The sequence below is a fragment of the Alsobacter sp. genome (assembly GCF_059501845.1).
Genome location: NZ_JCACDK010000011.1, coordinates 401,264 through 424,370 on the forward strand (window position 1 = coordinate 401,264; position 23,107 = coordinate 424,370).

At 68.6% G+C, this 23,107-nt stretch carries 25 protein-coding genes and 1 pseudogene; 5 read left to right on the top strand and 21 right to left on the bottom strand.

Going from position 1 to position 23,107, the window contains the following annotated elements; genetic code table 11:
* Nucleotides 1-21 precede the first annotated feature (21 nt).
* The gene (locus AC5JCN_RS09345; protein ID WP_495754759.1) at nt 22-270 is read left to right on the top strand and encodes a DUF2442 domain-containing protein; all 249 of its coding nucleotides are present in this window, start codon (nt 22-24) and stop codon (nt 268-270) included.
* Nucleotides 271-872: 602 nt separating this feature from the next.
* Here AC5JCN_RS09345 and AC5JCN_RS09350 read toward each other — a convergent pair.
* Together AC5JCN_RS09350 and AC5JCN_RS09355 are read right to left on the bottom strand one after the other, a co-directional pair.
* Nucleotides 873-1,007: pseudogene (locus AC5JCN_RS09350) on the bottom strand (short-chain dehydrogenase); the annotation flags it as partial.
* Nucleotides 1,007-1,324 (bottom strand): nuclear transport factor 2 family protein, encoded by a 318-nt coding sequence (locus AC5JCN_RS09355; protein WP_495754760.1) that lies wholly within the window; start codon nt 1,322-1,324, stop codon nt 1,007-1,009. The pseudogene AC5JCN_RS09350 and the gene AC5JCN_RS09355, both read right to left, overlap by 1 nt.
* Nucleotides 1,325-1,423: 99 nt before the next feature.
* Between AC5JCN_RS09355 and AC5JCN_RS09360 the strand changes: the two genes are divergently transcribed.
* Nucleotides 1,424-2,332 carry a LysR family transcriptional regulator gene (locus tag AC5JCN_RS09360; protein WP_495754761.1) on the top strand — a complete coding sequence of 303 codons (909 nt, stop codon included), beginning with the start codon at nt 1,424-1,426 and terminating at the stop codon, nt 2,330-2,332.
* Nucleotides 2,333-2,457: 125 nt separating this feature from the next.
* On the opposite strand, the gene AC5JCN_RS09365 is transcribed toward AC5JCN_RS09360, so the two are convergent.
* Entirely contained in the window at nt 2,458-3,384 is a 927-nt protein-coding gene (locus tag AC5JCN_RS09365; RefSeq protein WP_495754762.1) for a LysR family transcriptional regulator, read from the bottom strand.
* Nucleotides 3,385-3,538: 154 nt separating this feature from the next.
* Between AC5JCN_RS09365 and AC5JCN_RS09370 the strand changes: the two genes are divergently transcribed.
* Nucleotides 3,539-4,057: a nuclear transport factor 2 family protein gene (locus tag AC5JCN_RS09370; protein ID WP_495754763.1), complete on the top strand. Its 519-nt coding sequence runs from the start codon at nt 3,539-3,541 to the stop codon at nt 4,055-4,057.
* 87 nt (nt 4,058-4,144) lie between these two features.
* Nucleotides 4,145-5,122: an NADP-dependent oxidoreductase gene (locus tag AC5JCN_RS09375; protein WP_495754764.1), complete on the top strand. Its 978-nt coding sequence runs from the start codon at nt 4,145-4,147 to the stop codon at nt 5,120-5,122.
* A 224-nt stretch (nt 5,123-5,346) separates the two neighbouring features.
* On the opposite strand, the gene AC5JCN_RS09380 is transcribed toward AC5JCN_RS09375, so the two are convergent.
* The 7 genes from AC5JCN_RS09380 to benA all read right to left on the bottom strand — a co-directional run bounded on the left by AC5JCN_RS09380 (nt 5,347) and on the right by benA (nt 12,889).
* Nucleotides 5,347-6,714 (bottom strand): MFS transporter, encoded by a 1,368-nt coding sequence (locus tag AC5JCN_RS09380; RefSeq protein WP_495754765.1) that lies wholly within the window; start codon nt 6,712-6,714, stop codon nt 5,347-5,349.
* 110 nt (nt 6,715-6,824) lie between these two features.
* Entirely contained in the window at nt 6,825-7,985 is a 1,161-nt protein-coding gene (locus AC5JCN_RS09385; protein WP_495754766.1) for a muconate/chloromuconate family cycloisomerase, read from the bottom strand.
* Between the two features lie 91 nt (nt 7,986-8,076).
* On the bottom strand, nt 8,077-9,006 hold the full coding sequence (catA, locus tag AC5JCN_RS09390) for a catechol 1,2-dioxygenase (RefSeq protein ID WP_495754767.1): 930 nt from the start codon (nt 9,004-9,006) through the stop codon (nt 8,077-8,079).
* 81 nt (nt 9,007-9,087) lie between these two features.
* Entirely contained in the window at nt 9,088-9,921 is an 834-nt protein-coding gene (locus AC5JCN_RS09395) for a 1,6-dihydroxycyclohexa-2,4-diene-1-carboxylate dehydrogenase (RefSeq protein WP_495754768.1), read from the bottom strand.
* Entirely contained in the window at nt 9,918-10,940 is a 1,023-nt protein-coding gene (gene benC, locus AC5JCN_RS09400; RefSeq protein ID WP_495754769.1) for a benzoate 1,2-dioxygenase electron transfer component BenC, read from the bottom strand. The genes AC5JCN_RS09395 and benC overlap by 4 nt, the downstream gene beginning before the upstream one ends.
* Nucleotides 10,941-10,956: 16 nt before the next feature.
* Nucleotides 10,957-11,463 carry a benzoate 1,2-dioxygenase small subunit gene (benB, locus tag AC5JCN_RS09405; protein WP_495754960.1) on the bottom strand — a complete coding sequence of 169 codons (507 nt, stop codon included), beginning with the start codon at nt 11,461-11,463 and terminating at the stop codon, nt 10,957-10,959.
* Nucleotides 11,464-11,545: 82 nt separating this feature from the next.
* A complete protein-coding gene (benA, locus tag AC5JCN_RS09410) occupies nt 11,546-12,889 on the bottom strand; it encodes a benzoate 1,2-dioxygenase large subunit (protein ID WP_495754770.1) in 1,344 nt (447 codons plus the stop codon).
* 205 nt (nt 12,890-13,094) lie between these two features.
* Between benA and AC5JCN_RS09415 the strand changes: the two genes are divergently transcribed.
* Nucleotides 13,095-14,003, top strand: a complete 909-nt coding sequence (locus AC5JCN_RS09415; protein ID WP_495754771.1) for a LysR family transcriptional regulator — start codon at nt 13,095-13,097, stop codon at nt 14,001-14,003.
* A gap of 170 nt (nt 14,004-14,173) precedes the next feature.
* Here AC5JCN_RS09415 and AC5JCN_RS09420 read toward each other — a convergent pair whose 3' ends face one another.
* The 11 genes from AC5JCN_RS09420 to AC5JCN_RS09470 all read right to left on the bottom strand — a co-directional run bounded on the left by AC5JCN_RS09420 (nt 14,174) and on the right by AC5JCN_RS09470 (nt 23,086).
* Complete coding sequence (locus tag AC5JCN_RS09420; protein ID WP_495754772.1) at nt 14,174-14,803, bottom strand: 3-oxoacid CoA-transferase subunit B; 630 nt, start codon at nt 14,801-14,803, stop codon at nt 14,174-14,176.
* A 17-nt stretch (nt 14,804-14,820) separates the two neighbouring features.
* On the bottom strand, nt 14,821-15,522 hold the full coding sequence (locus AC5JCN_RS09425) for a CoA transferase subunit A (RefSeq protein WP_495754773.1): 702 nt from the start codon (nt 15,520-15,522) through the stop codon (nt 14,821-14,823).
* Nucleotides 15,523-15,541: 19 nt separating this feature from the next.
* A complete protein-coding gene (locus tag AC5JCN_RS09430) occupies nt 15,542-16,387 on the bottom strand; it encodes a 3-oxoadipate:acetyl-CoA acetyltransferase (protein WP_495754774.1) in 846 nt (281 codons plus the stop codon).
* An 11-nt stretch (nt 16,388-16,398) separates the two neighbouring features.
* Nucleotides 16,399-17,262, bottom strand: coding sequence for an alpha/beta fold hydrolase (locus AC5JCN_RS09435; protein WP_495754775.1), 864 nt, complete (start codon nt 17,260-17,262; stop codon nt 16,399-16,401).
* Nucleotides 17,259-17,633 (bottom strand): hypothetical protein, encoded by a 375-nt coding sequence (locus AC5JCN_RS09440; RefSeq protein WP_495754776.1) that lies wholly within the window; start codon nt 17,631-17,633, stop codon nt 17,259-17,261. Before AC5JCN_RS09440 ends, AC5JCN_RS09435 begins: the two co-directional genes overlap by 4 nt.
* A 219-nt stretch (nt 17,634-17,852) precedes the next feature.
* Nucleotides 17,853-19,100, bottom strand: coding sequence for a hypothetical protein (locus tag AC5JCN_RS09445; RefSeq protein ID WP_495754777.1), 1,248 nt, complete (start codon nt 19,098-19,100; stop codon nt 17,853-17,855).
* Nucleotides 19,097-19,915, bottom strand: a complete 819-nt coding sequence (locus AC5JCN_RS09450) for an ABC transporter permease (protein WP_495754778.1) — start codon at nt 19,913-19,915, stop codon at nt 19,097-19,099. The genes AC5JCN_RS09445 and AC5JCN_RS09450 overlap by 4 nt, the downstream gene beginning before the upstream one ends.
* Before the next feature lie 20 nt (nt 19,916-19,935).
* Nucleotides 19,936-20,724 carry an SDR family NAD(P)-dependent oxidoreductase gene (locus AC5JCN_RS09455; protein ID WP_495754779.1) on the bottom strand — a complete coding sequence of 263 codons (789 nt, stop codon included), beginning with the start codon at nt 20,722-20,724 and terminating at the stop codon, nt 19,936-19,938.
* Nucleotides 20,688-21,698 (bottom strand): ABC transporter ATP-binding protein, encoded by a 1,011-nt coding sequence (locus AC5JCN_RS09460; protein WP_495754780.1) that lies wholly within the window; start codon nt 21,696-21,698, stop codon nt 20,688-20,690. Before AC5JCN_RS09460 ends, AC5JCN_RS09455 begins: the two co-directional genes overlap by 37 nt.
* 3 nt (nt 21,699-21,701) lie before the next feature.
* The gene (locus AC5JCN_RS09465; RefSeq protein ID WP_495754781.1) at nt 21,702-21,944 is read right to left on the bottom strand and encodes a hypothetical protein; all 243 of its coding nucleotides are present in this window, start codon (nt 21,942-21,944) and stop codon (nt 21,702-21,704) included.
* A complete protein-coding gene (locus tag AC5JCN_RS09470) occupies nt 21,941-23,086 on the bottom strand; it encodes an ABC transporter ATP-binding protein (protein WP_495754782.1) in 1,146 nt (381 codons plus the stop codon). Before AC5JCN_RS09470 ends, AC5JCN_RS09465 begins: the two co-directional genes overlap by 4 nt.
* Between the last annotated feature and the right edge of the window lie 21 nt (nt 23,087-23,107).

Sequence of the window (23,107 nt, forward strand, 5' to 3'; positions counted from 1 at the left end):
TGGTTCTTTTGACCGGGAGCAATGACCATTTCGCCGGTTGAGGTCCACTTCGACGACTCTCAAATGTGGGTCGCCCTCTCCGACGGCCGCACGATCGGCGTGCCGCTGGCGTGGTTCCCGCGTCTCGCCGCCGCCACGCCGCAGCAGCTCGCGGGCTGGACGCTGAGCCCGCTGGGAATCCACTGGGAAGACCTCGATGAGGACATCGCCGTTGAGGGCCTGCTCGCCGGGCGCGGCGACCGCACCCGCCCCTCCGGCCGCGCCGCCTGACGCCCCGGAGCGCGTGTCTCCGGAGCCGCCCTTCCCCCGAAGCTGCCGGGGCTCCCCCTGTCATTCCCGGCCGGAGCCGCGCAGCGGCGGAGGGGAAGGGAATCCAGGGGCCATGGGGCGCAGGCCCCCACGTGACGGAAAGGCGCTGGATCCCCTTCCCGGCCCTTCGGGCCGCCGGGGATGACAAGGACGAGCGCGCTCCAATCTCTTCCCCGCCCGCGGGGGAGATGTCGCCGCAGGCGACAGAGGGGGGTCTGTTTCGGCAGGGTCGTGTCCCCCCTCCCTACCCTCCCCCGCTCGCGGGGGAGGGTTTCCGGCGCCCGCCCCGGTGCGCGGGTCTCCTGACCCGCGCTTCCCGCGAAGCTGCCCGGGCTCGTCCCTGTCATTCCCGGCCGGAGCCGCGCAGCGGCGGAGGGGAAGGGAATCCACGGGCCATGGGGCGCAGGCCCCCACGTGACGGAAAGGCGCTGGATCCCCTTCCCGGCCCTTCGGGCCGCCGGGGATGACAAGGACGAGCGCGCTCCAATCTCTTCCCCGCCGGGGGGAGATGTCGCCGCAGGCGACAGAGGGGTCTGTTTCGGCAGGGTCGCATCCCCCCTCCCTTCGGGTTTCGAGCGGGCGGCCGTGAGCACCTTCGCGCCGAGCTCGCGGAAGAGCGCGACGGTGGCAGCGCCGGCACCCTTCGTTCCGCCGGAGACGAGGACGCGCTTGCCGTGCAGCTTCAGGAAGTCGGCCATCAGCCGATCTCCAGCGCGGCGATCTTCTCATCGCGCAGAGTAAAGGCGTAGGTCAGCGTCGCCGGGCTGCCGGGGAACCGGCCCGTCACCACGGCGCAGACGGAAACGGTGTCGCCCGTTCCCGTCACCTCGATGGGCATCGCCGTGTGCTGGTACTTCCTCCTGGCGGCCGTCCACCATTCGCGGATGGCGGCGAGGCCCTCGCGGCGCGTGTGTTCGTCCCTCACGACGGCATCGTCCAGGAAGGCGGCCGCCAAGGCCTCGGGACCCACGCGCTCGGCGTCGAAGAAGGTCCTTACGCTGTCGGGCATTGTCATCGTGGTCTCCTGCGAATGATCCGGTAGACGCAATCTAAGGTGGACCTTTGTCGCGATCATCGGCACAAAGCTGGATGTGATATTGCGAAAAGCGGGACAATGAGCAGGCCCGGGCTGATCGAGTTAGAAGCGGTCCTGGCCATCGCCCGGAAAGGCTCCTTCCGCGCGGCGGCCCTGGAGCTCGGGCTCTCGACGACGGCGCTGAGCAACGCGATTGCCAAGCTGGAGCGGGATCTCGGGGTGCGGCTGTTCAACCGGACGACGCGGAGCGTCTCGCTGACCGATGCGGGGCGGACCTTCGTGGCCCAGGTCGCTCCCGCGTTGCAGGACATCCACGCAGCGATTGACGGGGCGCGCTCGCATCAGGCCACGCCGTCCGGCACACTGCGGATCAACGCCTTTGCGGCCGCGGCGCGCGAGATTTTCGCGCCGCTGCTTCTGGAGTTCCTGAGCCGCTATCCGGACGTCCAGGTCGACCTCGTGACCGAAGGCCGGCTCGTCGACATCGTCGCGGACGGCTTTGACCTCGGCATCCGCGGCCTCGATCTCGTGCCCACCGACATGATCGCGGTTCCGCTCGGGCTGCCCCGGCGCAACGCAGTCGTCGCCTCGCCGGCCTATCTCCGGGCCCATGGCGAGCCCAGGGTTCCGCCGGACCTGCTCGGCCACGCCTGCATCAGGGTCCGCCTGCCCGACGGCAGCCTCTATCGCTGGCGGTTCGAGAAGGACGGCGAGCCGCTCCAGATGGATGTCGCCGGCCGCCTCACGCTGGACGAGGTGAGCCTGGTGAGGCGCGCCGTGCTTGCCGATTTCGGCATCGGCTACGTCATCGAGTCCGACGTACGCGAGGACATCGTCGCGGGCCGGCTCGTTCGTCTCCTGGAAGACTGGACGCCGCCGATGGCGCCCCTCTGCCTGTACTATCCGTCCAGGAAGAACCCATCGGCCGCGTTCAAGGCCCTGGTCGGCATGGCCCGTGAGCTCGGCGCGTCTGCGCCAGCCGACTGAGGTCGGCGGCCATCATCGAGGCGCGGCCTCGCCCTGTCACGCCGCGAGGTTCTCGATTGCCTTCTCGGCATCGCGCGGCGAACGGTCTTGCCGCCGGCGAGGCCCACCGGTCTTGTGGCGCCGCGTCAGGGTGGACGCGGCACATCGTCGAACGCATCCCGCAGCAGCGCGCCCAGGAAGGCGGTACGACCGTCTTCCTTGTGGGCGGGGTGCAGGATCAACTTCATGACGCCCGCAGGCAGGTCGAACGGCATCGGCTTGATGAGGAGTTCGCTCCCGCGGAACTGATGGGCGCTGCGCTCGGGCATGGTGATGATGAGATCCGACTGGAGGACAAGAGGGATCGCAAGGGTGAAGCTGGGTACGGTTCGTGCCACCCGGCGCGACAGACCCTTCGCATCGAGGGCGACGTCAACGTCGCTTCTTTTCGTCAGACCACGGGGAACGACGAGGATGTGCTCCTGCGCCGTGTAGGCTTCCTCGCCCATCCTCTGGTCTGCAAGCGGATGGCCGCGGCGCATCGCGCAGACGTACCGCTCCAGGTAGAAGTCCTCGGAGACGAGGGCATCTCCGTCGGTGGTGGCCGCGAAAGGTCCGGCAAGCCCGACCAGGACGCCTCCTGACTTCTTCAGCCAGTCCGCGATGTCGAGCGGAACGGCGGAAATCGCCAGGATCGCCAGCGGCGCCCGCTCCCGAGCCAGCCTGTCCAGCCGGGGCAGCAGCATCGCTGCCACATGCTCAGCCAACGCGATGGGAAGCTCCCCTTCGAACGCCTTCGGCTCGAACGGCGTCGCGGTGCGCAAAAGAACCTGCGCAGCGGCGACGACGTCGCGCGCCGGGCCGCGAAGCTCCTCTCCCATGCGCGTTCTCACCAGTCCGCGGCCTCTCTTCACCAGGAGCGGATCCCCCAAGTCCTCCCGCAGTCGCCGGAGGGCATTGCTCGCGGCGGCCGCGGTAATGCCCAGGATTCCCGCGGCTCGCCCGACATGGGCTTCCTCGAGCAGGTAGTGCAGAGCCTTGGCGCGGTTGAAGTCAAAGCTGGATATGTTCATGCCGTGAAGCATAGCCGTTCAGACAATAAATTTGAAGAAATGTATCGCCATTCGTAGGGTCGGCTTCGCACCGCGCCCCGGCCGGGCGAAAGCCAGGACGTCCAGAGCCCACGCCGGCTTTCCGCTTCCGCGCTTCGCATCGAAAGGAGTCTCTATGCTTCGCATGGCAACGTGGCTGCTCGTCGCTGCTGCACTGACCGTTTCAGTGCCGTCGCTTCGGGCACAGACGGCACATACCGACATGGCCAGGGCGCTCGAGGCCGCGGACAGGGCCGAGATCGTCGAGCTGAGTGCGCATTTCGACAATTCGCTCGACGCCGAGGATGCCGGGAAGTTCGTCGCGACCTTCACGAACGATGGCGAACTCGTCGGCTTTTGGGGCACCTCGAAGGGCCCCGAAGGACTGCGCAAGGCGCACGCGTTCATGCTGGCGACCTTCGCCAAGGACAAGCGGCACGTCGTCACCAACCACGAGATCAGCGTCATGGGCGATCATGCGACGATGTTCTGCTACCTCACGGTCTTCGACCGAAGGGCCCTGGCCGTGACCGGGACCGCGACCTTCACCGACGAACTGGTGAAGCGGGACGGGCACTGGAAGTTCGCGCGCCGCACGCTGGCCGCGGATCCCAACGTCGATCCAATCATCAAGGGTTTGCAGGGGCAGAAGTGACCTGCCGCGCCGGACCGGCCCTTGGTTGCCGACGCTCGTCGGAGCCGGCCGAACAGTCATGCCATCCGATCGAGACAGGAGCGAACAATGTCTGACACAGGGCCGGGCGGTAGCGCCTGGGCGATCAACGCTTACGGGGCGGTCGACGACCTTCGCCGTACCTCCATGGGCGTGCCTTCGCCGGCGGGGGCACAGGTCGTCGTGGAGGTGGAGGCGGCATCGCTCAACCCGCTCGACCTGAAACTGATCAGCGGCGTGCTGGCGCAGTTCATGCCAGTGTCCTTCCCCTTCGTGCCGGGAAGCGACGTGTGCGGCAGGATCACGGCCATTGGGCCGCAGGTGAAGAACCTGCGTGTCGGCGACCGCGTGGTGGCCATGACGCCGGCCCACGGCGCAATGGCCACGCACGTGCTGTGCGACAGCGAAAGCGCGATGGTTCTGGCGCCCCGCACAGTCCCGGCTGCCGATCTCGCCAGCCTTCCGGAAGCCGGGATGACGGCGTTGGCCATCCTGCGGGAGGCTGATCTTCGGCCCGGCCAGACGGTGGCGATCATCGGGGCGACAGGAGGGATCGGGCTCCTGCTCGCGCAACTGGCGAAACGGAGCGGTGCCCGGGTGATCGCCACGGCGACGGCCCAGGACGAGGACCTCGTTCGTGCTCACGGCGCAGACGAGGTGGTGGACTATTCCCGTGATGACACGGTCGCGGCGATCCTCGCCAGCCACCCTGGTGGCGTCGACGTGATTGTCGACCTCGTCGATCAGTTCGATGCCCTTCTTCCCGTCGCGCGCGCCATTCGCCGGGGCGGCAGGCTCATCTCGACGCTCATGGGGCCTGACGCCAGCGCCTTCGGCGAGGGCGTGGACGTCCACTATGTCCGCCTGCAGCCGTCGGCAAGGGACCTCCAGCAGCTCGTCGACCACCTTACCGAGGGACAGCTCTCGTCGACCGTGACCCTCCGCTTCGCCTATTCCGAAGTGCCGCAGGCCTACCTCACTCTCCGCGATGGTCACGCGCGCGGCAAGATCGTCGTGGTCCATCACCAGACCGGGCATGCCCCATGACGAGCAACCGGCATCCGCGTTTTCGAAAGTCTCGTGAGCCAACGGTTCGCGTCAGCAGTCATGTTCTCCTGTACGCCAGGAGCAGACCTTGAGCCTGCTGGTGCGACGCAGACCCTCGATGAGGTTGCGGATGGCCAGACTCGAGCGTGGACGAGGTTGAGGCCAGATCACGCATGGTGACCTGGCCGGTCGGCTTTGGGAGAGGAACAGGACGGATCGCCGCCCTATTCCGCGGGAACAGTTGCGGGCGCGGCCGTCGAAGACCGGCTGGAGCCGACCGCGCCCTTAGCGAAGACGGCGAGCGCCGCCAAGCCGGCTGGGATCGCGGCTACGGCGAAGACGCTGGCGAGGTCCCAGCCCATGGAGAGCAGGACACCGCCTATCATGGAGCCGACAACCGAGCCGGTGCGGCCGACCGCGTTGGCCCAGCTGACGCCTGTGGCCCGGCTCGCGGTGGGATAGAAGACCGCCGCGAGCGCGTTGATGCCGACCTGCGAACCGCCCGTCCCGACGCCGGCGCCGAACACCGCGGCGATCAACAGGAGGGGCGAGGCCGTGGCATGGCCGAGCAGGAGGATGAAGCCCGCGGCCAGCGCGTAGGAGAACGACAGCACCACATGTGGATTGAAGCGGTCCATCAAGAGGCCGATCACAATCGCGCCCACGGTGCTTCCCACCGGCAGGACCAGCGCGAAGAGCGACGCAGACTTGATCGACTGGCCGGACGCGGCCAGCAGAGTCGGCAGCCAGCTCGTCAGCAGGTAGAAGACCAGCAGGCTCATGAAGAAGGTGACCCACAGCAGCAGCGTGCCGGCGAGGCGGCCGTCGGCGAAGAGCCGGGTGACCGGGGAGCCCGGCGCACGGGCCCCCTCCACGAAGCGCGCTTCGCCGAGCCCAGGCTCCTGCGCGATCCGGGAGAGGATCGTGGCGATCCGCTCGTCCTGGCCGCCCTTCAGCACGAGATAGCCGACGGATTCCGGCAGCAGAGCGAGGAGTGCGATAGTCAGCGCCAAAGGCAGGATCCCGCCAAGCGCCAGAACGCCCTGCCAGCCCCAGTCGGCCACGATGTTGGCGGCGGCCAGGCCACCGAGCGCCGCGCCGATGGTGAAGCCGCAGAACATGCCAGTGACGAGCCGGGAGCGGATGCGCTCCGGGCAGTACTCCGAGGTCAGGGTGATGGCGGCTGGCATGGCGCCGCCAAGGCCGATGCCGGTGACGAAGCGCCAGAACGTCAGCGTCTCCACCGAACTCGCGGTGGCTGATGCAAGGCTCGCCAGCCCGAAGAACAGGGTGGAGCCCACGAGCACGGCCTTGCGGCCCACGCGATCGGCGAGCGGACCGAAGACGAAGGCCCCGGCCATGAGGCCGAAGAGCCCGGCCCCGAAGAGTGAGCCGAGTTGCGCCGGCGTCACCTTCCACTGCGCCTTCAGCGCCGGGGCGATGTAGCCGATGGCCGCCGTGTCGAAGCCGTCGACGGCGACGACGAGGAAGCACAGGGCCACCACGGTCAGCTGGAAGCGCGACAAGGGCTGGCGGTTGATGAAGTCCTGGACGTTGATGCTTGTCGGGAAGGGGCCTGGGGGGAAGGACATGGTCCGGTTTTCCTCTGGGCGATTGCGCACGGATAGGCCGTGCCGGTCCCGCTTCTGACGGCGGGTTCGGGTGAAGGAGGCCGGACAGGTCCGGAACGGAGCTGCGCCGATCAGACGCGGGCGAAGCGGCGGAGCTTGTCGTGATCGAGCGTGAGGCCGAGGCCCGGTCCGTCGGGAAGCTTCACTTCAAAGTCAGCGAAGGCCAGCGGCTCGGAAACGAGGTCGTCGACGAGGATTTGTGGCCCGAAATGCTCTACGCCCCATTCAAGGCGGGGAAGGGTCGCGAACGCATGCAGGTGGGCGGCCGCGCCCACCGAGCTCTCCAGCAGGCAGCCTCCGTAATTGGCGATGCCCGCAGCCGCGGCCACAGCAGCCACCTTGCGCAGGGCCAGGAGGCCGCCATGCTTGACGAGCTTCAGCGAGACGGCGTCTGCGGCGTGGATCTTGGCGACGGCCAGCATGTCGTGGGCATCGAACACGCACTCGTCGGCCAGGATGGGCGGGACATCGCCACGCCGCCGGAGCCGGGCGAGGCCTTCGACGTTCCAGGCGGGAAGCGGCTGCTCGACGAGCTTGATGCCGATGGCGGCCAACTCCGGCATGTGCCGGACTGCCGTGGTCTCGTCCCAGCCCTGGTTGACGTCGACGATCAGCGTCGCCTGATCGGCAAGCGCCGTCGCGATGCGGCGCAGGCGCGCCAGGTCGGCCTCCGGCGCCTGGGCGCCGATCTTGACCTTGAAGGTGCGGTGCAGTCGCGCCGCGAGCTTGCCCTGCGCCTCCTCGATCTCCTGGGCGGGATCGCCGGAAGCCAGCGTCCACAGGACGGGGAAGCTCTCGCGCACGGCCCCGCCGAGCAGGGCGTGCACGGGCAGGCCGACGGACTTGCCGACGGCGTCGAAGAGCGCCGTCTCAACAGCGGCCTTGGCGGCGTTGTTGCGCTTGGCGGCCTCCCCCATCCGAATGGCGACGGCCTCGAAGCGGTCCGCCCGGCATCCCCGAAGGGCAGGCGCAAGGTAGCCGTCGATCGTCGCCTTGATGCTCTCGACGCTCTCCTCGCTCCAGCGCGGTCCGCCCAGGGTGGCGGCCTCGCCGATGCCCTCCACGCCGTTCTCCAGCAGGACCTGCACGATGACCACGTTCTGCGCGGTGACGGACGTATTCGAGAGCTTGTGCCGGCGCACGGTCGGCACATCGACGATGGTGGCGGTGATGGAGCGGATCGCCAGGTCGTCGGCGGTGTCGAGCACCGGGGCGCGGTCGGGATTCAGCATGGCGGCACTCGGGGTCGGTGGGGCGCGGGTGAGCGTGTGGATGCGAGGTCGGCCCCGTGGCGGGAGGGGGGTGCCACGGGGCCGGGCCGGATCACGCCGCCTGGGCGTGGGGGCGTTCCACGGTCGTGTCGGGCAGCACGTCCGCCTCGCGGTGGAGCATGAAGTTGAAGGTGATCGTCGAGAAAGGCTCGTTGAGGCCGCGGGCAGTGATCGCGTCGGCATCGGCGTGGCGGACGACCGGCGGGATCAGTTCGTCACGCGTGGCGAAGGCGAAGTCGTCGTGCAGGTACTCGTCGCCATCGATGTTGATCTGCGTCGTCAGCTTCCGGTAGCTCGGCGCCGTCACGAAGAAGTGGATGTGCGCAGGACGGTGGCCGTGGCGGCCCAGCGCGTCGAGCAGCTTCTGCGTGGCGCCGTTGGGCGGGCAGGCATAGCCGGACGGCATGATGCTCCGGAAGCGGTAGCGGCCCTCGGCATCGGTCTCGATGCGGCGGCGCAGGTTGTACTTGGACTGCGACGGATCGAAGAAGGAGTAGCCGCCCCTCGTGTTGGCGTGCCAGACGTCGACGACGGCTCCGGCGATCGGCGCGCCGTCCTTGTCCGTCACGACGCCCTCCATGAACAAGACCTCGCCCTGCTCGGGATCCTGGTCGAGGCGGGCCTCGCCCGTGGCAAGCGGAGCGTCGGCGATGTAGAGCGGGCCCTCGATGGTGCGGGGCGTGCCGCCCTCGAGCCCGGCGCGCTTCTCGGCTTCGTCCATGCGCATGTCGAGGAAGGTCTCGACGCCGAGGCCCGGCACCAGCAGGCCGACCTCGTTGGCCTGGCCGAGCTCGGTGAGGTAGGCCATCGCCGACCAGAACTCCGAGGGGCTCACGTCGAACTCCTCGATGACCGAGCAGATGTGCTCGGAGACGCGCAGCACGATGCGCTTCAGGCGCTCGTCGCCCTTGTCGTTGTCGAGCCCGGCGACCCTGGTGAGGAGCTCGCGGAACTCCGGGCGGGCAAGAAGAGAGGTGGTCATGGTGTCCTCCTTGGCTGCGCTTGTTGTGGTCGACGGCGCAGGATGCGTCGGGTTTCGGGAACCGGCCTTGGCCGGGATGGGTCAGCCGAGGTCGCCGCCCGCCACGGGCAGAGTGACGCCCGTGATGTAGGAGGCCTCGTCGGATGCGAGGAACAGGATGGCGGCCACCTGCTCGGCGATGCTGCCGTAGCGGTGCATGAGGCTAGACTGCAGGGTCTGGTCGACGAGCGTCTGGTACCAAGCAGCAGCAGCCTGGGCTTCGCCTGCCTTTTCCTGCGTGCCGAGGGGGATGCCCTCCTGCCTTGCGACCCGGCGAGGCGGAGCCTCGGTGCCGCCGGTCGCGACGGCATTCACCCGGATGCCCTGTTCGGCGACTTCCCAGGCGAGGCAGGCCGTGATGGCGTTGACGCCGCCCTTGGCCGCCCCGTAGGGCACGCGATGCAGGCCACGCGTGGCGATGGAGGAGACGTTCACGATCGCCCCGCCGCCCTGCCCGATCATCTGCGGCAGCACGGCCCGCGAGCACCACAAGGTCGGGAACAGCGAGCGCTGGATCTCCTTCTCGATCTGCGCTTCCTCGTAGTGCACGAATGGCTTCGCCCAGATCGTGCCGCCGACGTTGTTGACGAGGATGTCGGCCCGGCCGAAGCGCTCGACCGCCATGCGGACGAGGAGCGTCGCGCCCTCGTAGCGCTCGAAGTCGGTGACGACGGCGACGGCCTTGCCGCCCATCGCCTCGATTTCGTGGATCAGCTCGTACACGAGGTCCGAGCGATCTCCCGCCACGACGCGGGCTCCCTCGCGGGCGAGCCGCATGGCGGCCTCGCGGCCGATGCCCTGGGCGGCACCGGTGACGAGAGCCACCTTGCCGGCGAAGCGGCCGGGGTAGACGGAGGGCTGGGCCGCGGTGCTCATGCGGCACCTGCAAGCGGGAGGCTCGGGTTGAACTTCTCGGCGTGGAAGCTCACGGGCGCCACGCCCCTTGTCGCGAAGGACTGGCGAACCGCCTCCACCATCGCCGGAGGGCCGCAGAGGTAGACGTCGACGTCGCCGTCGTTCAGGTGGCGGTCGGCGACGAAGCTCGTGATGTAGCCCTTGCGAGGATAGGCGCTGGCCTCGTCGGCGACGCAGGCTTGCCAGCTGAAGCCGGGCAAGACGGCAGCGAAGGCGTCGAGGCGCTCGGTCCCGACGAGGTCTTCGTCGCGGGTGACGCCGTAGACCATGTGCACGGGGTGAGAGAGCCCGGCCGGCGCAAGCTGCTCCAGCATGGCGAGGAAGGGGGCGAGTCCGGTGCCACCCGCCAGCATCAGCACGGGGCGGACCACGTCACGCAGGTAGAAGCTGCCAAAGGGGCCGGTGAAGGTGACCGCAGCGCCGGGCTTTGCGGCGGCGAGCCAGGTGCTCATCATCCCGCCGGGGATCCTGCGGATGAGAAAGCTCACCTCCTGCGATCCGGGCCGCGAACTGAACGAATAGGCGCGCGACAGGCCCGTGCCGGGCACATCGAGGTTGACGTATTGTCCCGGGAGGAAGGCGATGCCGGCGGGGTTCTCCAGGCTCAGCGCCAGCTCGTAGGTGGTCGGCGACGCCTCGCGCACGGCGGCCACAGTGGCGCCGTGGCTGACCGGGCGGACCTTGCAGGCCGTGGAGGCCGCCGCGATCCGCACCACGAGGTCGGATTTGGGCTTCATCTGGCACGGCAGGCAGAAGCCCTGCTTCGCCTCGTCCTCGGTGAGCGCGTCCTCGATATAAACTCCAGCATCGAAGCTGCCGGATTCGCAGAACGCCTTGCAGGTGCCGCAGGCGCCGTCGCGGCAGTCGAGAGGGATGTTGATGCCGGCGCGATAGGACGCGTCGGCCACCGTCTCGGATGAGGGACACGCCACGAAGCGCGTGACGCCGTCCTCGAAGTTGAGCGCGATCGTATGGGTCATCGTCCTCGCGTCCCGGTCAGATGTGATAGACGTCGATGACGTGGTGAATGTAGTCGTTCTTCAGGACGACCTTTTTCTTGCGGATCTTGGGCTCTGGACCCATGTCGATCGAGTAGAACGACGTGCCGAAGTAGGTGTCGACGGTCTTGTAGCGATAGTTGAACGTCACCCAGTTGAAGCGCACGTCCACGCGCTCGCCGTCGTGGCCCAGCACCTCCACGTTGGAGATGTTGTGGGAGGTGCGCGGCTCCGGCAGGCTGGTGGCGCTGGAGCGCTCGGTCTTGATGCGGAAGACGCGGTCCTCGAGGCCCCCGCGGTGGGGATAGTAGATCAGCGATATTTCGCGCTGGGGATCCTCGGTGAGCGTGTCGTCGTCGTCCCAGGCGGGCATCCAGAACTCGGCGTCCGCGGCGTAGCAGGTGAGCCAGCTGTCCCAGTCCTTGTCGTCAAGGTAGCGCGCCTCGCGGGTGAGGAATTCCTGCATGCGGTCAATGGACGTGGTGATGGCGTCGGAAGTGGGCATGGCGTCCTCCCGGGGCCTTGCCGGCAGGGGCAAGGCGGGGTCGTCGGTGATCGTGGCGAGACGGGTTGGCTCGGCGGGAGGCTCAGGCATCCTCTTCCGTGTCGAGGGCCTGCTGCATCGTCTCCATCCAGTAGCGATGCTGGACGGCGAAGAGGCCCTCGTCCTCGGCGCGCTTGCCGCTGAGCACGGGCTTTAGCCCGATGGCGTCGGCGGCCTCGTCGGCGCCCGGGATCCAGTGCTCGGCGCCGCGGGAGAGGTCGTTCCACTGCGCCGCACTGCCGCCGTAGCCGATCTGGCAGGAGCGGAACTCCTCGAGATCGTCGGGAGTGGCCATGCCCGAGGCGTTGAAGAAGTCCTCGTACTGGCGGATGCGGTGGGCGCGCGCCTCGGCGCTCTCGCCCTTCGGCGCGATGCAGTAGATCGTCACCTCGGTTTTATCGACGGAGATGGGCCGATAGGTCCGGATCTGCGAGGAGAACTGGTCCATCAGGTAGACGTTGGGGTAGAGGCAGAGATTGCGCGAGCGCTGCACCATCCAGTCGGCCGTCGCCTGGCCGAAGCTGGCGGCCAGTTCCGCGCGGCGATCCCAGTTCGGCCGGTCCTGCGGGTTGGCCCAGTTGGTCCACAGCAGCAGATGGCCGTGCTCGAACGAGTAGAAGCCGCCGCCCTGCTTGGCCCAGCCGCCGGCGTCCATGGCGCGGACGTCGTCGCCCTTCTCGGTGTCCTTGCGGCGGCTCGTGGTGGCCGCGTAGTTCCAGTGCGTGGCGGTGACGTGGTAGCCGTCCGCGCCGTTCTCGGTCTGCAGCTTCCAGTTTCCGTCATAGACGTAGGTGGACGAGCCGCGCAGCACCTCCAGGCCCTCAGGCGACTGGTCGACGATCATGTCGATGATCTTCGCGGCCTCGCCGAGGTGCTCCTTCAGGGGCTTCACGTCGGGGTTGAGGCTGCCGAAGAGGAAGCCTCGATAGGACTCGAAGCGCGCCACCTTGGTGAGGTCGTGCGAGCCGTCGCGGTTGAAGGTCGCGGGATAGCCTGCGCCCTCGGGGTCCTTCACCTTGAGCAGCTTGCCCGTGTTGCCGAAGGTCCAGCCATGGAAGGGGCAGGTATAGGTGGACTTGTTGCCGCGCTTGTGGCGGCAGAGCATGGCGCCGCGGTGGCTGCAGGCATTGATGAAGGCGTTGAGCTCGCCCTTGCGGTCCCGCGCGATGAAGATCGGCTGACGACCCATATAGGTCGTGAAGTAGTCGTTGTTGTTGGCGACCTGGCTCTCATGGGCGAGGTAGATCCAGTTGCCCTCGAAGATGGTCTTCATCTCGAGCTCGAAGAGCGCGGGATCGCTGAAGATGTCGCGGCGGCAGCGGAAATGACCCTCGCGGGGATCGTCCTGAACGGCGCTCTCGATCGATGCGCGAACCTTGTCCAGCATGGCGCTCTCCTCCTGTGCAAGGGGGTGCAGCGGCTTACCGATGCCGTCTCTGCCGCACTGCGTGGAGCGCTCGTGAAGCGCGGCCCTGCTCATGTCCGGCAGAGGCATACCCCACGGGTTGGTTTCCTCTTGTCATCCGTTGTAGTTTTGCTGCCTGCCTTCGGTCCAAGATCGAAGAAGCAAAAAGCAATACCCGGGAGGTATGATGGAGCTGCGGCATCTCCGGTATTTCGTCGCCGTGGCGGAGGAGCGGAGCTTCACGCGTGCGGCCGAGCGCCTGCACGTCGCACAGCCGCCGCTGAGCCGGCAGATCCAGCAGCTCGAGGCGGAACTGGGGGCGACGCTCATCAAGCGCGGCACGCGGCCCTGGAGCCTCACCGAGGCCGGCCAGCTGGTCTATGAGCAGGCTGTCCAGACGCTCGAGAAGTTCGACGCCATCCCGCAGGTGCTCCGCCACTTCCAGGAGGCCAAGCGCAGCAGGATCGGCATCGGCTTCGTGGCGTCCACGCTCTACGGCTACCTGCCGGAGGTCATACGCTCGTACCGGGCGGCGCGGCCCGAAGTGGACATGAACCTGCTGGAGCTGACCACCTTCGAGCAGGCAGCGGCCCTGAAGGAGGGCCGGATCGACGTCGGCTTCGGCCGGCTGCCGATGCAGGACACGGCCCTGCGTCACCAGCTGCTCCGCAACGAGCCGATCGTGGTGGCCGTGCCGGTCGGACACAGGCTCGCAGAGGGCGACACACCAATGCGCCTCGCCGATCTCGAGGGCGAGACGGTCATCGTCTATCCCAAGCACCCGCGCCCGAGCTACGCGGACCGGGTGCTGAGCCTCGTCCATGCGGCGGGAGTGAGGCCGCAGGGCTGCATGGAGATCAAGGAGCTGCAGGGCGCACTGGGCTTGGTCGCCGCAGGCATCGGCTGCTGTCCCGTGCCGGCCAGCGTGCAGCGGCTGCGGCGCGACAAGGTCGTCTATCGCGGGCTCGACGAACCCGACGCGACCTCGCCCGCGATCATGTCCTCGCGCTGGGACGACAAGTCGCCGGAGCTGAAGCTTATCCTCAAGCTGATCAAGGACATCTACGTGAGGGAGGGAATTCCGTTCGGGAAGTAACGTCGATCGCCAAGAGGACCGTGTCATCCCCGGCGGCGCGAAGCGCCGGGAAGGGGATCCAGGGGCCACCTCTCAGGAGTCTGGATCCCCTTCCCGCGCCTTCGGCGCGCCGGGGATGACACGGTGAGGGATCGGCGCGGACCTGCCCGTCACAGACAGGCTGCCGCGTCTCAATTCACCAGCCTGGCCTGCGTCGCGCTGCGCAGTTCCGCCTCGCTGACGCCCTCCGCTAACTCGACGATCGCCAGGCCTTCGGGCGTGACGTCCAGCACGCCGAGGTTTGTGATGATGCGGTCCACCACGCCCTTGCCGGTGAGCGGCAGGGTGCAGCGGCGCAGGACCTTGCTCTCGCCGGCCTTGCTGGTGTGATCCATGACGACGACGACGCGCCCGACGCCGGCCACCAGGTCCATCGCGCCGCCCATGCCCTTGACGAGCTTGCCGGGCACCATCCAGTTGGCGAGGTCGCCCTCCTCCGACACCTCCATGCCGCCCAGGATCGCCATGGCGATCTTGCCGCCGCGGATCATCGCGAAGCTCTGCGCGCTGTCGAAATAGGCGGTCTGCGGCAGCTCTGTGATGGTCTGCTTGCCCGCGTTGATGAGGTCGGCGTCCTCCTCGCCCTCGACGGGGAACGGCCCCATGCCGAGCATGCCGTTTTCCGACTGCAGGGTTACCTGCACGCCCTCCGGGATGTAGTTGGACACCAGCGTGGGGATGCCGATGCCGAGGTTGACGTACCAACCGTCGCGCAGCTCCTGCGCGGCGCGGGCGGCCATCTGGTCGCGGGTCCAGGCCATGATGTTCTCTCCCTCGCTCAGGCGGCTTTGCGCACGGTGCGCTGCTCGATGCGCTTCTCGTGTTCGCCCTGGATCAGCCGGTGCACGTAGATGCCCGGCAGGTGGATCTCGTCGGGGTCGAGAGCGCCGGGAGGCACGATCTCCTCGACCTCCGCCACGCAGACCCTGCCGCAGCTCGCCGCCGGCGGATTGAAGTTGCGGGCGGTCTTGCGGAAGACGAGGTTGCCGGACTCGTCCGCCTTCCAGGCCTTGACGATGGAGAGGTCGGCGACGATGGCGCGCTCCAGCACGAAGGTCTTCCCGTCGAAGTCCTTGTGCTCCTTGCCCTCCGCCACGACGGTGCCGACGCCAGTTGCCGTGTAGAAGCCGGGGATCCCTGCCCCGCCCGCGCGCATGCGCTCGGCCAGCGTGCCCTGGGGGTTGAATTCCAGCTCGAGCTCCCCGGCGAGGTATTGCCGCATGAACTCGGCGTTCTCTCCCACATAGGACGAGATCATCTTGCGCACCTGCCGGCTCTCCAGCAGCACGCCCAGGCCGAAGCCATCGACGCCCGCATTGTTGGAAGCCACGGTGAGATCCGTGGTACCGGCGTCGCGGATCGCCGCGATCAGCAACTCCGGGATGCCGCACAGGCCGAAGCCGCCGGCAGCGATCGTCATACCGTCGAAGAGAAGGCCGTCCAGGGCGGCCGTGGCGCTCGGATAGGTCTTGTCCTTCATGGTCCGTTGTCCGTTGAGGTCAGGCCGCGGGGCGCAGGCCGAGGATGTCGCGCGCCTGTCGCCAGGTGGCGGCGGGGCGTTCGTACTTCTCGCAGAGCTCCACCGCCCGCCCGACCAGCACGGCGTTGGACGGGGCCAGCCGATCGCGGTCGAGGCGGACATTGTCCTCCAGGCCGGTGCGCGTGTGACCGCCCTTGGCGATGCACCACTCGTTGACGCGGATCTGCTCCGGCCCGATGCCGGCGGCGCACCATGTCGCGTCCGGCGCCAGGCGCTTCAGCGTCTCGATGTAGAAGTCGAAGATGCGCTCGTCGGCGGGCATCGCGTTCTTCACGCCCATGACGAACTGCACGTAGAGCGGACCCACCAGGCGCCCGTCCGACTGCATGCGCGTGGCCTGCACGATGTGTGAGAGGTCGAAGGCCTCGATCTCCGGCTTCACGCCGTAAACCTTCATCTCGGAGGCGAGCCAGTCCACGAGGTCGGGCGGGTTCTCGTAGACGCGGGTGGGGAAGTTGTTGGAGCCCACCGACAGCGAGGCTATGTCGGGACGCAAGGGCAGCATGCCGCCACGCGCCTTGCCCGCGCCCGAGCGCCCGCCGGTGGAGAGCTGCACGATCATGCCGGGGCAGTGCTTCTCCAGTCCCTCCTTCAGGCGGGCGAAACGCTCGGGATCGGACGTCGGCCTGCCCTCGTCGTCGCGCACATGGCAATGCGCGATGGAGGCACCGGCCTCGAAGGCTTCCTGCGTGCTCTCGACCTGCTCGGTGATGCTGATCGGCACCGCCGGGTTGTTCTCCTTGGTCGGCAGCGATCCCGTGATCGCCACGCAGATAATGCAGGGAGTGTCAGGGGACGTCGTCATGGCGGGTCTCGTCAGGCTGCCGCCCGGCCAGCCGCGGGCATGCGGTCCAGCGCGTCGGCGAAGAAAGCGCGGAACCCCACGGGGTGCTCGCTCATCGGGAAGTGGCCGAGCTCGTCCATCACCGTCAGCGTCGCGCCGGGGATGGAAGCCGCCGTGCGCGCCGCATCTTCCGGCGTGCAGGTCAGGTCGTAGGCGCCGACGAGGAGATGAACCGGCGTGCGGCTCGTATCGATCTGTCCGAGGCGCCGCACGAGGCTGTCGTCCGTCGTGTAGAAGCTGAGGTCGGCGCGGAACACGCCGGGGCCGGACTGCATGAACATCCAGAGCGTGTTCCAGCGCTCGGCGTCCGGGGCGTAAGGGGAGATGTTGGCCGAGACGAGTGCCGCGCCCATTTCGCCGCCATGGGCGTCGGGCCGGTGGAACCAGTCGATGTCGTACCATGCAGGCTGGAAATCCGAGGCTTCGATGGCGATGAAGCCCGAGAAGGCGCCTGGGTGGAGCGCGGCGAGTTGCAGCGCGATCCGCCCGCCCATGGAGCAGCCGGCGAGGACGGGGCGCTCCAGGCCCAGCGCCGTAACCACCGCCAGCACGGTCGCCATGTAGGCCTCCGTCGTCAGGAGGTATTCGTCGGTCTGGAAACCCTCCGGCGGCAGCGACTTGCCGTGCCAGGGCATGTCGAAGGCGATGAAGCGGTTCGATGCCGTCAGGCCCCGGTCGTTGAGGACGTGCCGCCACTGGCGCGTGTCCGCACCGGCCGTATGCAGGCAGAGGACAGGACGCCCCTGGCCGGCTTCCTCGAAGTAGATGCGCTGGGCGCGGCCGCCGATGTCAACGGTCATGTAGCGCCCGACGACGGGCTCCAGGATCGCGCTCATGCCGTCGCTCCCTGGCGCGCCAGCGCCATGAAGTCCTTGAAGAACCGGAGGTTCTTGACGAGCGCGAGAATGTCTCCGTCGATCCGCCCGCGGCCGATCTTCACGAGCCCGAAAATGTCGTGGAAACCCGGCGCGGGCCGCGCCTGCCAGAAGGCCTGCAAGGCAGCGGCGTCCGTGCGCAGCGCGAAGCGCCATGGCGTCTTGCGGCTTGGCCCGGGCGTGACGGAGACGAGCCGTCCCTTCTCGAAGACGAGATAGACCTCGCTCCCATCGACCTCGACCAGCACGGTCTCGGAGAAGAGCCGGCCGAGCCGCAGCAGGTGCGGCGCGTCGTCGAGCTGTCGTTGCATGGCCTGGAATCTCTCCAGCATCACGTTCCCCCCTCGCGCAAGGCCCGTGGCCCAAGAGATCGTTGGCGCAAAGGGTGACGGTCCGACCGACCGGGAGCAATGCCGCGCCGGGTATGTCTGCATACCCAGCGGGAATAGGTAGCGGATGATCTCGGGCTCCGTGACGGCCGGACCGTGCAGAACCTCTTGTGCCCCGGCAGCGGTTTGGTGACGTGGCAATCGTGGCTGGCGGGGGGTGACTTAGCCCCTCCGCCGCCGTGCGGCCAGAGCGCCGGCGAAGACGGCCGGGATCAGGGCCAGCGCCAAGCCGAGGAGAGCGTTGCGCGGGCCGACCGGGACAACTTCGCGGTGGAAGGACGGGGCCGGCGCGGTCAGTTGGATCCGGGTGGCGTCATCCGCGGCCGGCACCACGATGGCGAAGGCCGTGAGGTCGGCTGCTTCGCCGGCGGCGGCGCGCCGGACCTTGTAGCCGAAGCTCGACCCCTGGGTCTGCTCGACCTTGAGCCGGTCGAGGGCGAGGGCCTCGCCGTCACGCCCGATGGCCGCGAGGCCTGACGGTCTGCGCCGCACCCATATTTCCCGCCCCGCGACGGCCGGCGCCTGCGGCGAGACCACCGGCAGGTAGTCGGCCTCGTCGAAGCGCGAGGCCTCCGCCAAGGTCAGGAAAAAGGTCGATCCGGGCCTCGCATAGATGCGCGATCGGGCGCTGTTGGCGGTGAGTGGCCGCGTCCATCGCTCCTCCGGGAACACGTCGGCCACGATGTCGGGCCCCCCGCCCGCCGGCACCACGCGCAACGAGCGTTCGGTGCCGGGCACGGCCACGCCGTCGCGAACGACGGCCATCCGGTAGCGCCCCGGCGGACGGTCGATCCGGAACCCCATGGCCGGCCTGGTCACGAGCCGCAAGCTCGGCTCGGGCAGCGGCGGCGGAGGCGACACCTCTTCCGGCGGCTCGCCCTCGTCGCGTGTGGCCGCACTTCGGGACAGGCGCCGCTCATACTCGGCCCGGGCGCGCATGGCCGCGTCGGTGCGCTGCGCAAAGTCGCTCTGGGCCTGCTGCTCTGCGACGTAGGCAGCCTCCGCCTCCGCGCCCCACAGCAGGCGTCCGTCGCCCTTGATGGCGCCTTCGGGGTAGAGCACGGAGTAGGACTGCAGCGGCTCCTCGGCCACGACCACGCCGTCCTTTTCGATCCGCAGCCGGCCGTCCAGAACGTCGCGCTGCGTATCGAAATCGACATAGACCTGCCGCGAGAGCGGCCAGAAATACTCCTGCGTCCGGACGAAAACCACCGCGCTGGCCTGGCCCGCGATCAGCGTCATCTCGGGCACGCTCGAGGGCAGCAGCGCCTCCTTGAACTGATCCCCGTCCCACACCCGCATGCTGGCGACGACCGCCTCGCGCCGCTGGGGCTCGAGCGCCTTCGCGGGGGAGACCAGCAGGAGGGCCGGCACCAGGGACAGCAAGGCGAGCCGGTGGATGCGCATCACGCCGGCCCTCTCAATCGGGCGACGGCGGTGGCGAGGCCGAGCGTGCAGGCGGTCAGGCCCAGCGACCACAGCGCCGCGGCGCCGGTCGGGGCAGCGTTCTGGGCCAGCGCCTTCGCCAGCCCGGCGAGCTGGCCGGGGGCCGACACCCATGCGAGGACGGGAGCTGCCGCCTCGAGCGCGCTGCGGACCTGCAGCTCCGTCAGTTCGATCTGGTCCGGCGCCCTCGCCTCCAGCAGCCAAAGGCCAACCTCGAAGGCGGCGAGGAGGCCCAGCACGCCGGTCAGGCTTACGACCGCCGCGCGCACCGTCCGGGCCCATGCGGCGACCAGCAGGCCGAGCGCCAGGACCGGCAGCGCGAAGACCGGCATGGCCAGGAGCCCCAGCGTGTCGCGCGGGGCGATGACGCCCGCCCCCAGGGGCTGCGCGAGCAGCAGGTAGGCGAGGTACACGACGACGAGCAGCGCCATCACGCACAGCTCGACCAGGAACTTCGCGGCCACGATCTCACCCCAGGAGGCCGGCCCCACCAGCAGCACCTCGAGAGTGCGGTGCTCCCGCTCGCCTGCGAGGCTCGCCGCGAGCCGGAGAGCCAGGACCACGCTCAGGAACACCACGATCAGCACGTTGAGCGTCATCAGCGGATCCGTCGTGACGAGGACGCTCTCCGTCTCGAAGGTCTGCTGGAAGCCTGCCCCGTACAGCCAGGCGATGACGCAGATCAGGCTCGCGGTGATCCAGAACCAGGCCGAGCCGATCCGCGCCAGCAACTCTCGCCGCGCCAGCAGGCCCGTGACGACCAGGGGTCCAGGGAGCACCGCCGCTGCAGGAATTGCCACTAGAACACGGTCCGGATCAGGCCGCCGTCGATGCGCAGCGCCGCCCCGTTGACGATGCCGGTGCGGTCGCTGCCCAGGAAGGTGACGAAGTCCGCCACCTCCTCGGGCCGCGACAGGCGCTGGATCAGGGAGGTCGGCCGGTTGTCGGCGACGAAGCGCCGCTCGGCCTCGGCCGTGGGGACGCCCGGGTAGAGCCCCTCGATCAGCTTGGCTACGCCCTCGGTGCGGCAGGGTCCCGGCAGGACGGAGTTGACGGTGACGTCGGTGCCCTTGGTCGTCTCGGCAAGGTTGCGCGACAGCGAGAGCTGCATCGTCTTGGTGGCGGAATAGGCCGGCATCTCGGGGGCCGGGTTGATGCCGCTCTCGCTGGCCATGAAGATCACCCGTCCCGCATTGCGCGCGAGCATCTTCGGAATGAAATGCCGGGCCAGCCGGACACCGGACATCACGTTGACCTCGATGAGCTCGTACCAGCGGTCGTCGCCCGCCTTGTAGATGTCGACGGCTTCGTAGATGCCGAGGTTCAGGACGAGGACGTCGACGTCGGAGCAACCCGCAATGAGCTCGTCGCAGCCGTCTGCGGTCCCGCTGTTTCCGACCACGCCTTCCAGCCTCGCTGCCGGCACGGCCTTCGCGATGCGCTCGATGCTGGCGGCGATCCCCGCCTGCGAGCGGCCGTTGATGACCACCGTGGCCCCCTCCGCGGCCATGGCCTTCGCGATGGCGAAGCCGAGGCCACCCGTGGACGCCGTCACGAGGCAGCGCTTGTTCGTATAGCCGAGGTCCATGACGGCTCTCCCTGATGGTGTTGTGGATTCGGCCCGCCCCGCGTCAGCGTCAGGAACAGGTCTTCGAGGGTTGGGGGTGCGGTGCCGACCGACAGCACGGTGAGACCCGCCGCGGTCAGGGCGCGGGCAAGGTCGGCTCGGCGGTCCCTCTCGCTGCGCGAAGGATCCGGCCGCCACAGGATCTCCGCCACGTTGGCCCCCGTTTCGCGGGCGGCCTCGACGCCCGCGATCCGCCGGATGGTGTCCATCACGGAGCCGATCGCCTCGAAGGTTTCCACGCGGAGCCCTTCGCCGGCGCCGGCGGCCGGCAGGAGGTCTTCGGGACGGCCCTGGGCCAGGACGCGGCCCCCGGACAGGAGCACCACCCCGTCGCAGATGCGCTCCATCTCGGCGAGCTGGTGGGAGGAGAACAGCAGCGTCAGGCCCTGGTCGCGCAACTCCCTGAAAATCGTGCGCATGTCGGCGACGCCCGACGGGTCGAGCCCCAGGGTGGGCTCGTCGAGGATGAGGAACTCGGGCTCGTGCAGCAGCACCCGCGCCAGGCAGGCCCGCTGCTGCATGCCGCGCGAATAGGTCGCGAGCGGCCGCCCCCCGGCATCCGCCAGGCCGAGCCGCTCCAGCAGTTGCTCCACGCGCACGGCGGGGCGGGCCACGCCATGCAGCCGCGCGAAGAGGGTCAGGTAGTCGCGCGCCGACATCTCAGGATAGAGCCGGGGTTTTTCCTGGAGGTAGCCGATGCGCATGCGGATGGCGGGCCGGCGCGCTCCGCCGGAGACGCCGAAGAGCCGGACCTCTCCGGCGTCTTGCGCCAGCAGGCCCGTTGCGATGCTCATGACCGTCGTCTTGCCGGCCCCGTTGGGGCCGAGGAAGCCGACGATCTGGCCGCGCGGGACGGACATGTCGACGCCGTCCAGAACGCGCCGCGCCCCGAACGACTTCACCAGCCCGCTGACCTGGAGGACCTCGTCGCCCATCACTCAGGCCGGCAGTTCGATGATGTAGAGGCGGGCGAGGTTGACGACGATCATCGTCACCGCCGCGATCAGCAGGAACTCCATCGGCCAGGCCAGCACCTTCCGGCGATCGTTCCAGACCTTCAGGGCGAGGATGAGGACCACGGCCACCACCATCGCCGGCCATGGCGAGGTGTCCCCGGCCATGACCGTGCAGGATCCCGTGAGGAAGCTGATGATGACGAGCGTGAGCACCCAGTTCTTCATGGCCCGGTCCTCCCCCGCAGGCTTCCCGCGGCCTGGGCGATCGTCCGGCCGTCCTTCGGGTCGAACAGACAGATCCAGGCGGGGTCGAACCCCATTGCCAGCGGCGTGCCCTCGGTCTTGCCGAGGCCGGCCGAATCCGTGGTGGAGGTGCGCGTGGTGATCTCGAAGCGCCCGGCCTGGACGAGGTAGAGGTTCTCCGCACCCGTCGGCTCGAACGAGGCGAGCGTCACCGGGACCGGATGGGACGCGTCGACCGCTCCCGCGAGGCGGACATGCTCCGGCCGGACCCCGAGGCGGACCCGCGCGCCGTCCTTCGCGACGAGGCCATGCTGCTCCGACCAGTCGCGCAACAGGGGCACCGCGAACGCCTCGCAATCGGCGACCAGCCCCGTGTCCGACCGCCTCAGCGTGGCGTCGATCACGTTCATCTGCGGCTCGCCGACGAAGGTCGCCACGAACTCCGTCGAGGGAGCCTCGAAGATCTCGCGCGGGGTGGCGAACTGCAGCATCTCGCCGTCCTTCATGACGATGATCCGGTCGGCCATCGTCATGGCCTCGAGCTGGTCGTGCGTCACGAAGATCGTGGTCGTGCCGATGGTCTTCTGGATGTGGCGGAGCTCGGCCCGCATCTGCCCGCGCAGCTGCGCGTCCAGGTGGGACATGGGCTCGTCCATCAGGAAGACGTCGGCGTCGCGCACCAGCATCCGGGCGATGGCCACGCGCTGCAGCTGGCCCGCCGAGAGCTGGTCCGGCTTCTTGCCGAGGATGCCGTCGATCTGCATCGTGCGGGCGACGTCGCCGACCTTCCGGGCGATGTCGTCCTTCGCCAGCCGGCGCACCTCGAGGGGATAGGCGATGTTTCCGAACACCGTCATGTGCCGGTAGAGGCCGTAGTCCTGGAAGACCATGCCGACGTTGCGGTAGCGCGGGCGCAGGTAGGTGACGTTGCGGCTCGCGATCTCGATCAGGCCGGACGTGGGCATCTCCAGTCCGGCGATCATGCGCAGCGTCGTGGTCTTGCCGCAGCCCGACGGGCCGAGCAGGAAGACGAACTCGCCGTCGTCGACCGTGATGTTGACGTCGCGGACGGCGGTGAAGCTGCCGAACTCCTTCTGCAGCCGGGTGATGCGGATCTCAGCCATGACCGGCCCCTGCTCTCCCGG

Bases quoted from the DNA above. Each gene is read 5' to 3' on its own strand.
- benC (WP_495754769.1), bottom strand. From the start codon at position 10,940: ATGACCCATACGATCGCGCTCAACTTCGAGGACGGCGTCACGCGCTTC.
- benB (WP_495754960.1), bottom strand. From the start codon at position 11,463: ATGCCCACTTCCGACGCCATCACCACGTCCATTGACCGCATGCAGGAA.
- AC5JCN_RS09375 (WP_495754764.1), top strand. From the start codon at position 4,145: ATGTCTGACACAGGGCCGGGCGGTAGCGCCTGGGCGATCAACGCTTAC.
- AC5JCN_RS09345 (WP_495754759.1), top strand. From the start codon at position 22: ATGACCATTTCGCCGGTTGAGGTCCACTTCGACGACTCTCAAATGTGG.
- AC5JCN_RS09380 (WP_495754765.1), bottom strand. From the start codon at position 6,714: ATGTCCTTCCCCCCAGGCCCCTTCCCGACAAGCATCAACGTCCAGGAC.
- AC5JCN_RS09425 (WP_495754773.1), bottom strand. From the start codon at position 15,522: ATGAAGGACAAGACCTATCCGAGCGCCACGGCCGCCCTGGACGGCCTT.
- AC5JCN_RS09435 (WP_495754775.1), bottom strand. From the start codon at position 17,262: ATGAGCGCGATCCTGGAGCCCGTCGTCGGGCGCTACATGACCGTTGAC.
- AC5JCN_RS09460 (WP_495754780.1), bottom strand. From the start codon at position 21,698: ATGGGCGACGAGGTCCTCCAGGTCAGCGGGCTGGTGAAGTCGTTCGGG.
- AC5JCN_RS09395 (WP_495754768.1), bottom strand. From the start codon at position 9,921: ATGAGCACCGCGGCCCAGCCCTCCGTCTACCCCGGCCGCTTCGCCGGC.
- AC5JCN_RS09465 (WP_495754781.1), bottom strand. From the start codon at position 21,944: ATGAAGAACTGGGTGCTCACGCTCGTCATCATCAGCTTCCTCACGGGA.
- AC5JCN_RS09355 (WP_495754760.1), bottom strand. From the start codon at position 1,324: ATGACAATGCCCGACAGCGTAAGGACCTTCTTCGACGCCGAGCGCGTG.
- catA (WP_495754767.1), bottom strand. From the start codon at position 9,006: ATGACCACCTCTCTTCTTGCCCGCCCGGAGTTCCGCGAGCTCCTCACC.
- AC5JCN_RS09385 (WP_495754766.1), bottom strand. From the start codon at position 7,985: ATGCTGAATCCCGACCGCGCCCCGGTGCTCGACACCGCCGACGACCTG.
- AC5JCN_RS09430 (WP_495754774.1), bottom strand. From the start codon at position 16,387: ATGACGACGTCCCCTGACACTCCCTGCATTATCTGCGTGGCGATCACG.
- AC5JCN_RS09365 (WP_495754762.1), bottom strand. From the start codon at position 3,384: ATGAACATATCCAGCTTTGACTTCAACCGCGCCAAGGCTCTGCACTAC.
- AC5JCN_RS09440 (WP_495754776.1), bottom strand. From the start codon at position 17,633: ATGCTGGAGAGATTCCAGGCCATGCAACGACAGCTCGACGACGCGCCG.
- AC5JCN_RS09360 (WP_495754761.1), top strand. From the start codon at position 1,424: ATGAGCAGGCCCGGGCTGATCGAGTTAGAAGCGGTCCTGGCCATCGCC.
- benA (WP_495754770.1), bottom strand. From the start codon at position 12,889: ATGCTGGACAAGGTTCGCGCATCGATCGAGAGCGCCGTTCAGGACGAT.
- AC5JCN_RS09370 (WP_495754763.1), top strand. From the start codon at position 3,539: ATGCTTCGCATGGCAACGTGGCTGCTCGTCGCTGCTGCACTGACCGTT.
- AC5JCN_RS09420 (WP_495754772.1), bottom strand. From the start codon at position 14,803: ATGGCCTGGACCCGCGACCAGATGGCCGCCCGCGCCGCGCAGGAGCTG.
- AC5JCN_RS09455 (WP_495754779.1), bottom strand. From the start codon at position 20,724: ATGGACCTCGGCTATACGAACAAGCGCTGCCTCGTGACGGCGTCCACG.
- AC5JCN_RS09415 (WP_495754771.1), top strand. From the start codon at position 13,095: ATGGAGCTGCGGCATCTCCGGTATTTCGTCGCCGTGGCGGAGGAGCGG.
- AC5JCN_RS09470 (WP_495754782.1), bottom strand. From the start codon at position 23,086: ATGGCTGAGATCCGCATCACCCGGCTGCAGAAGGAGTTCGGCAGCTTC.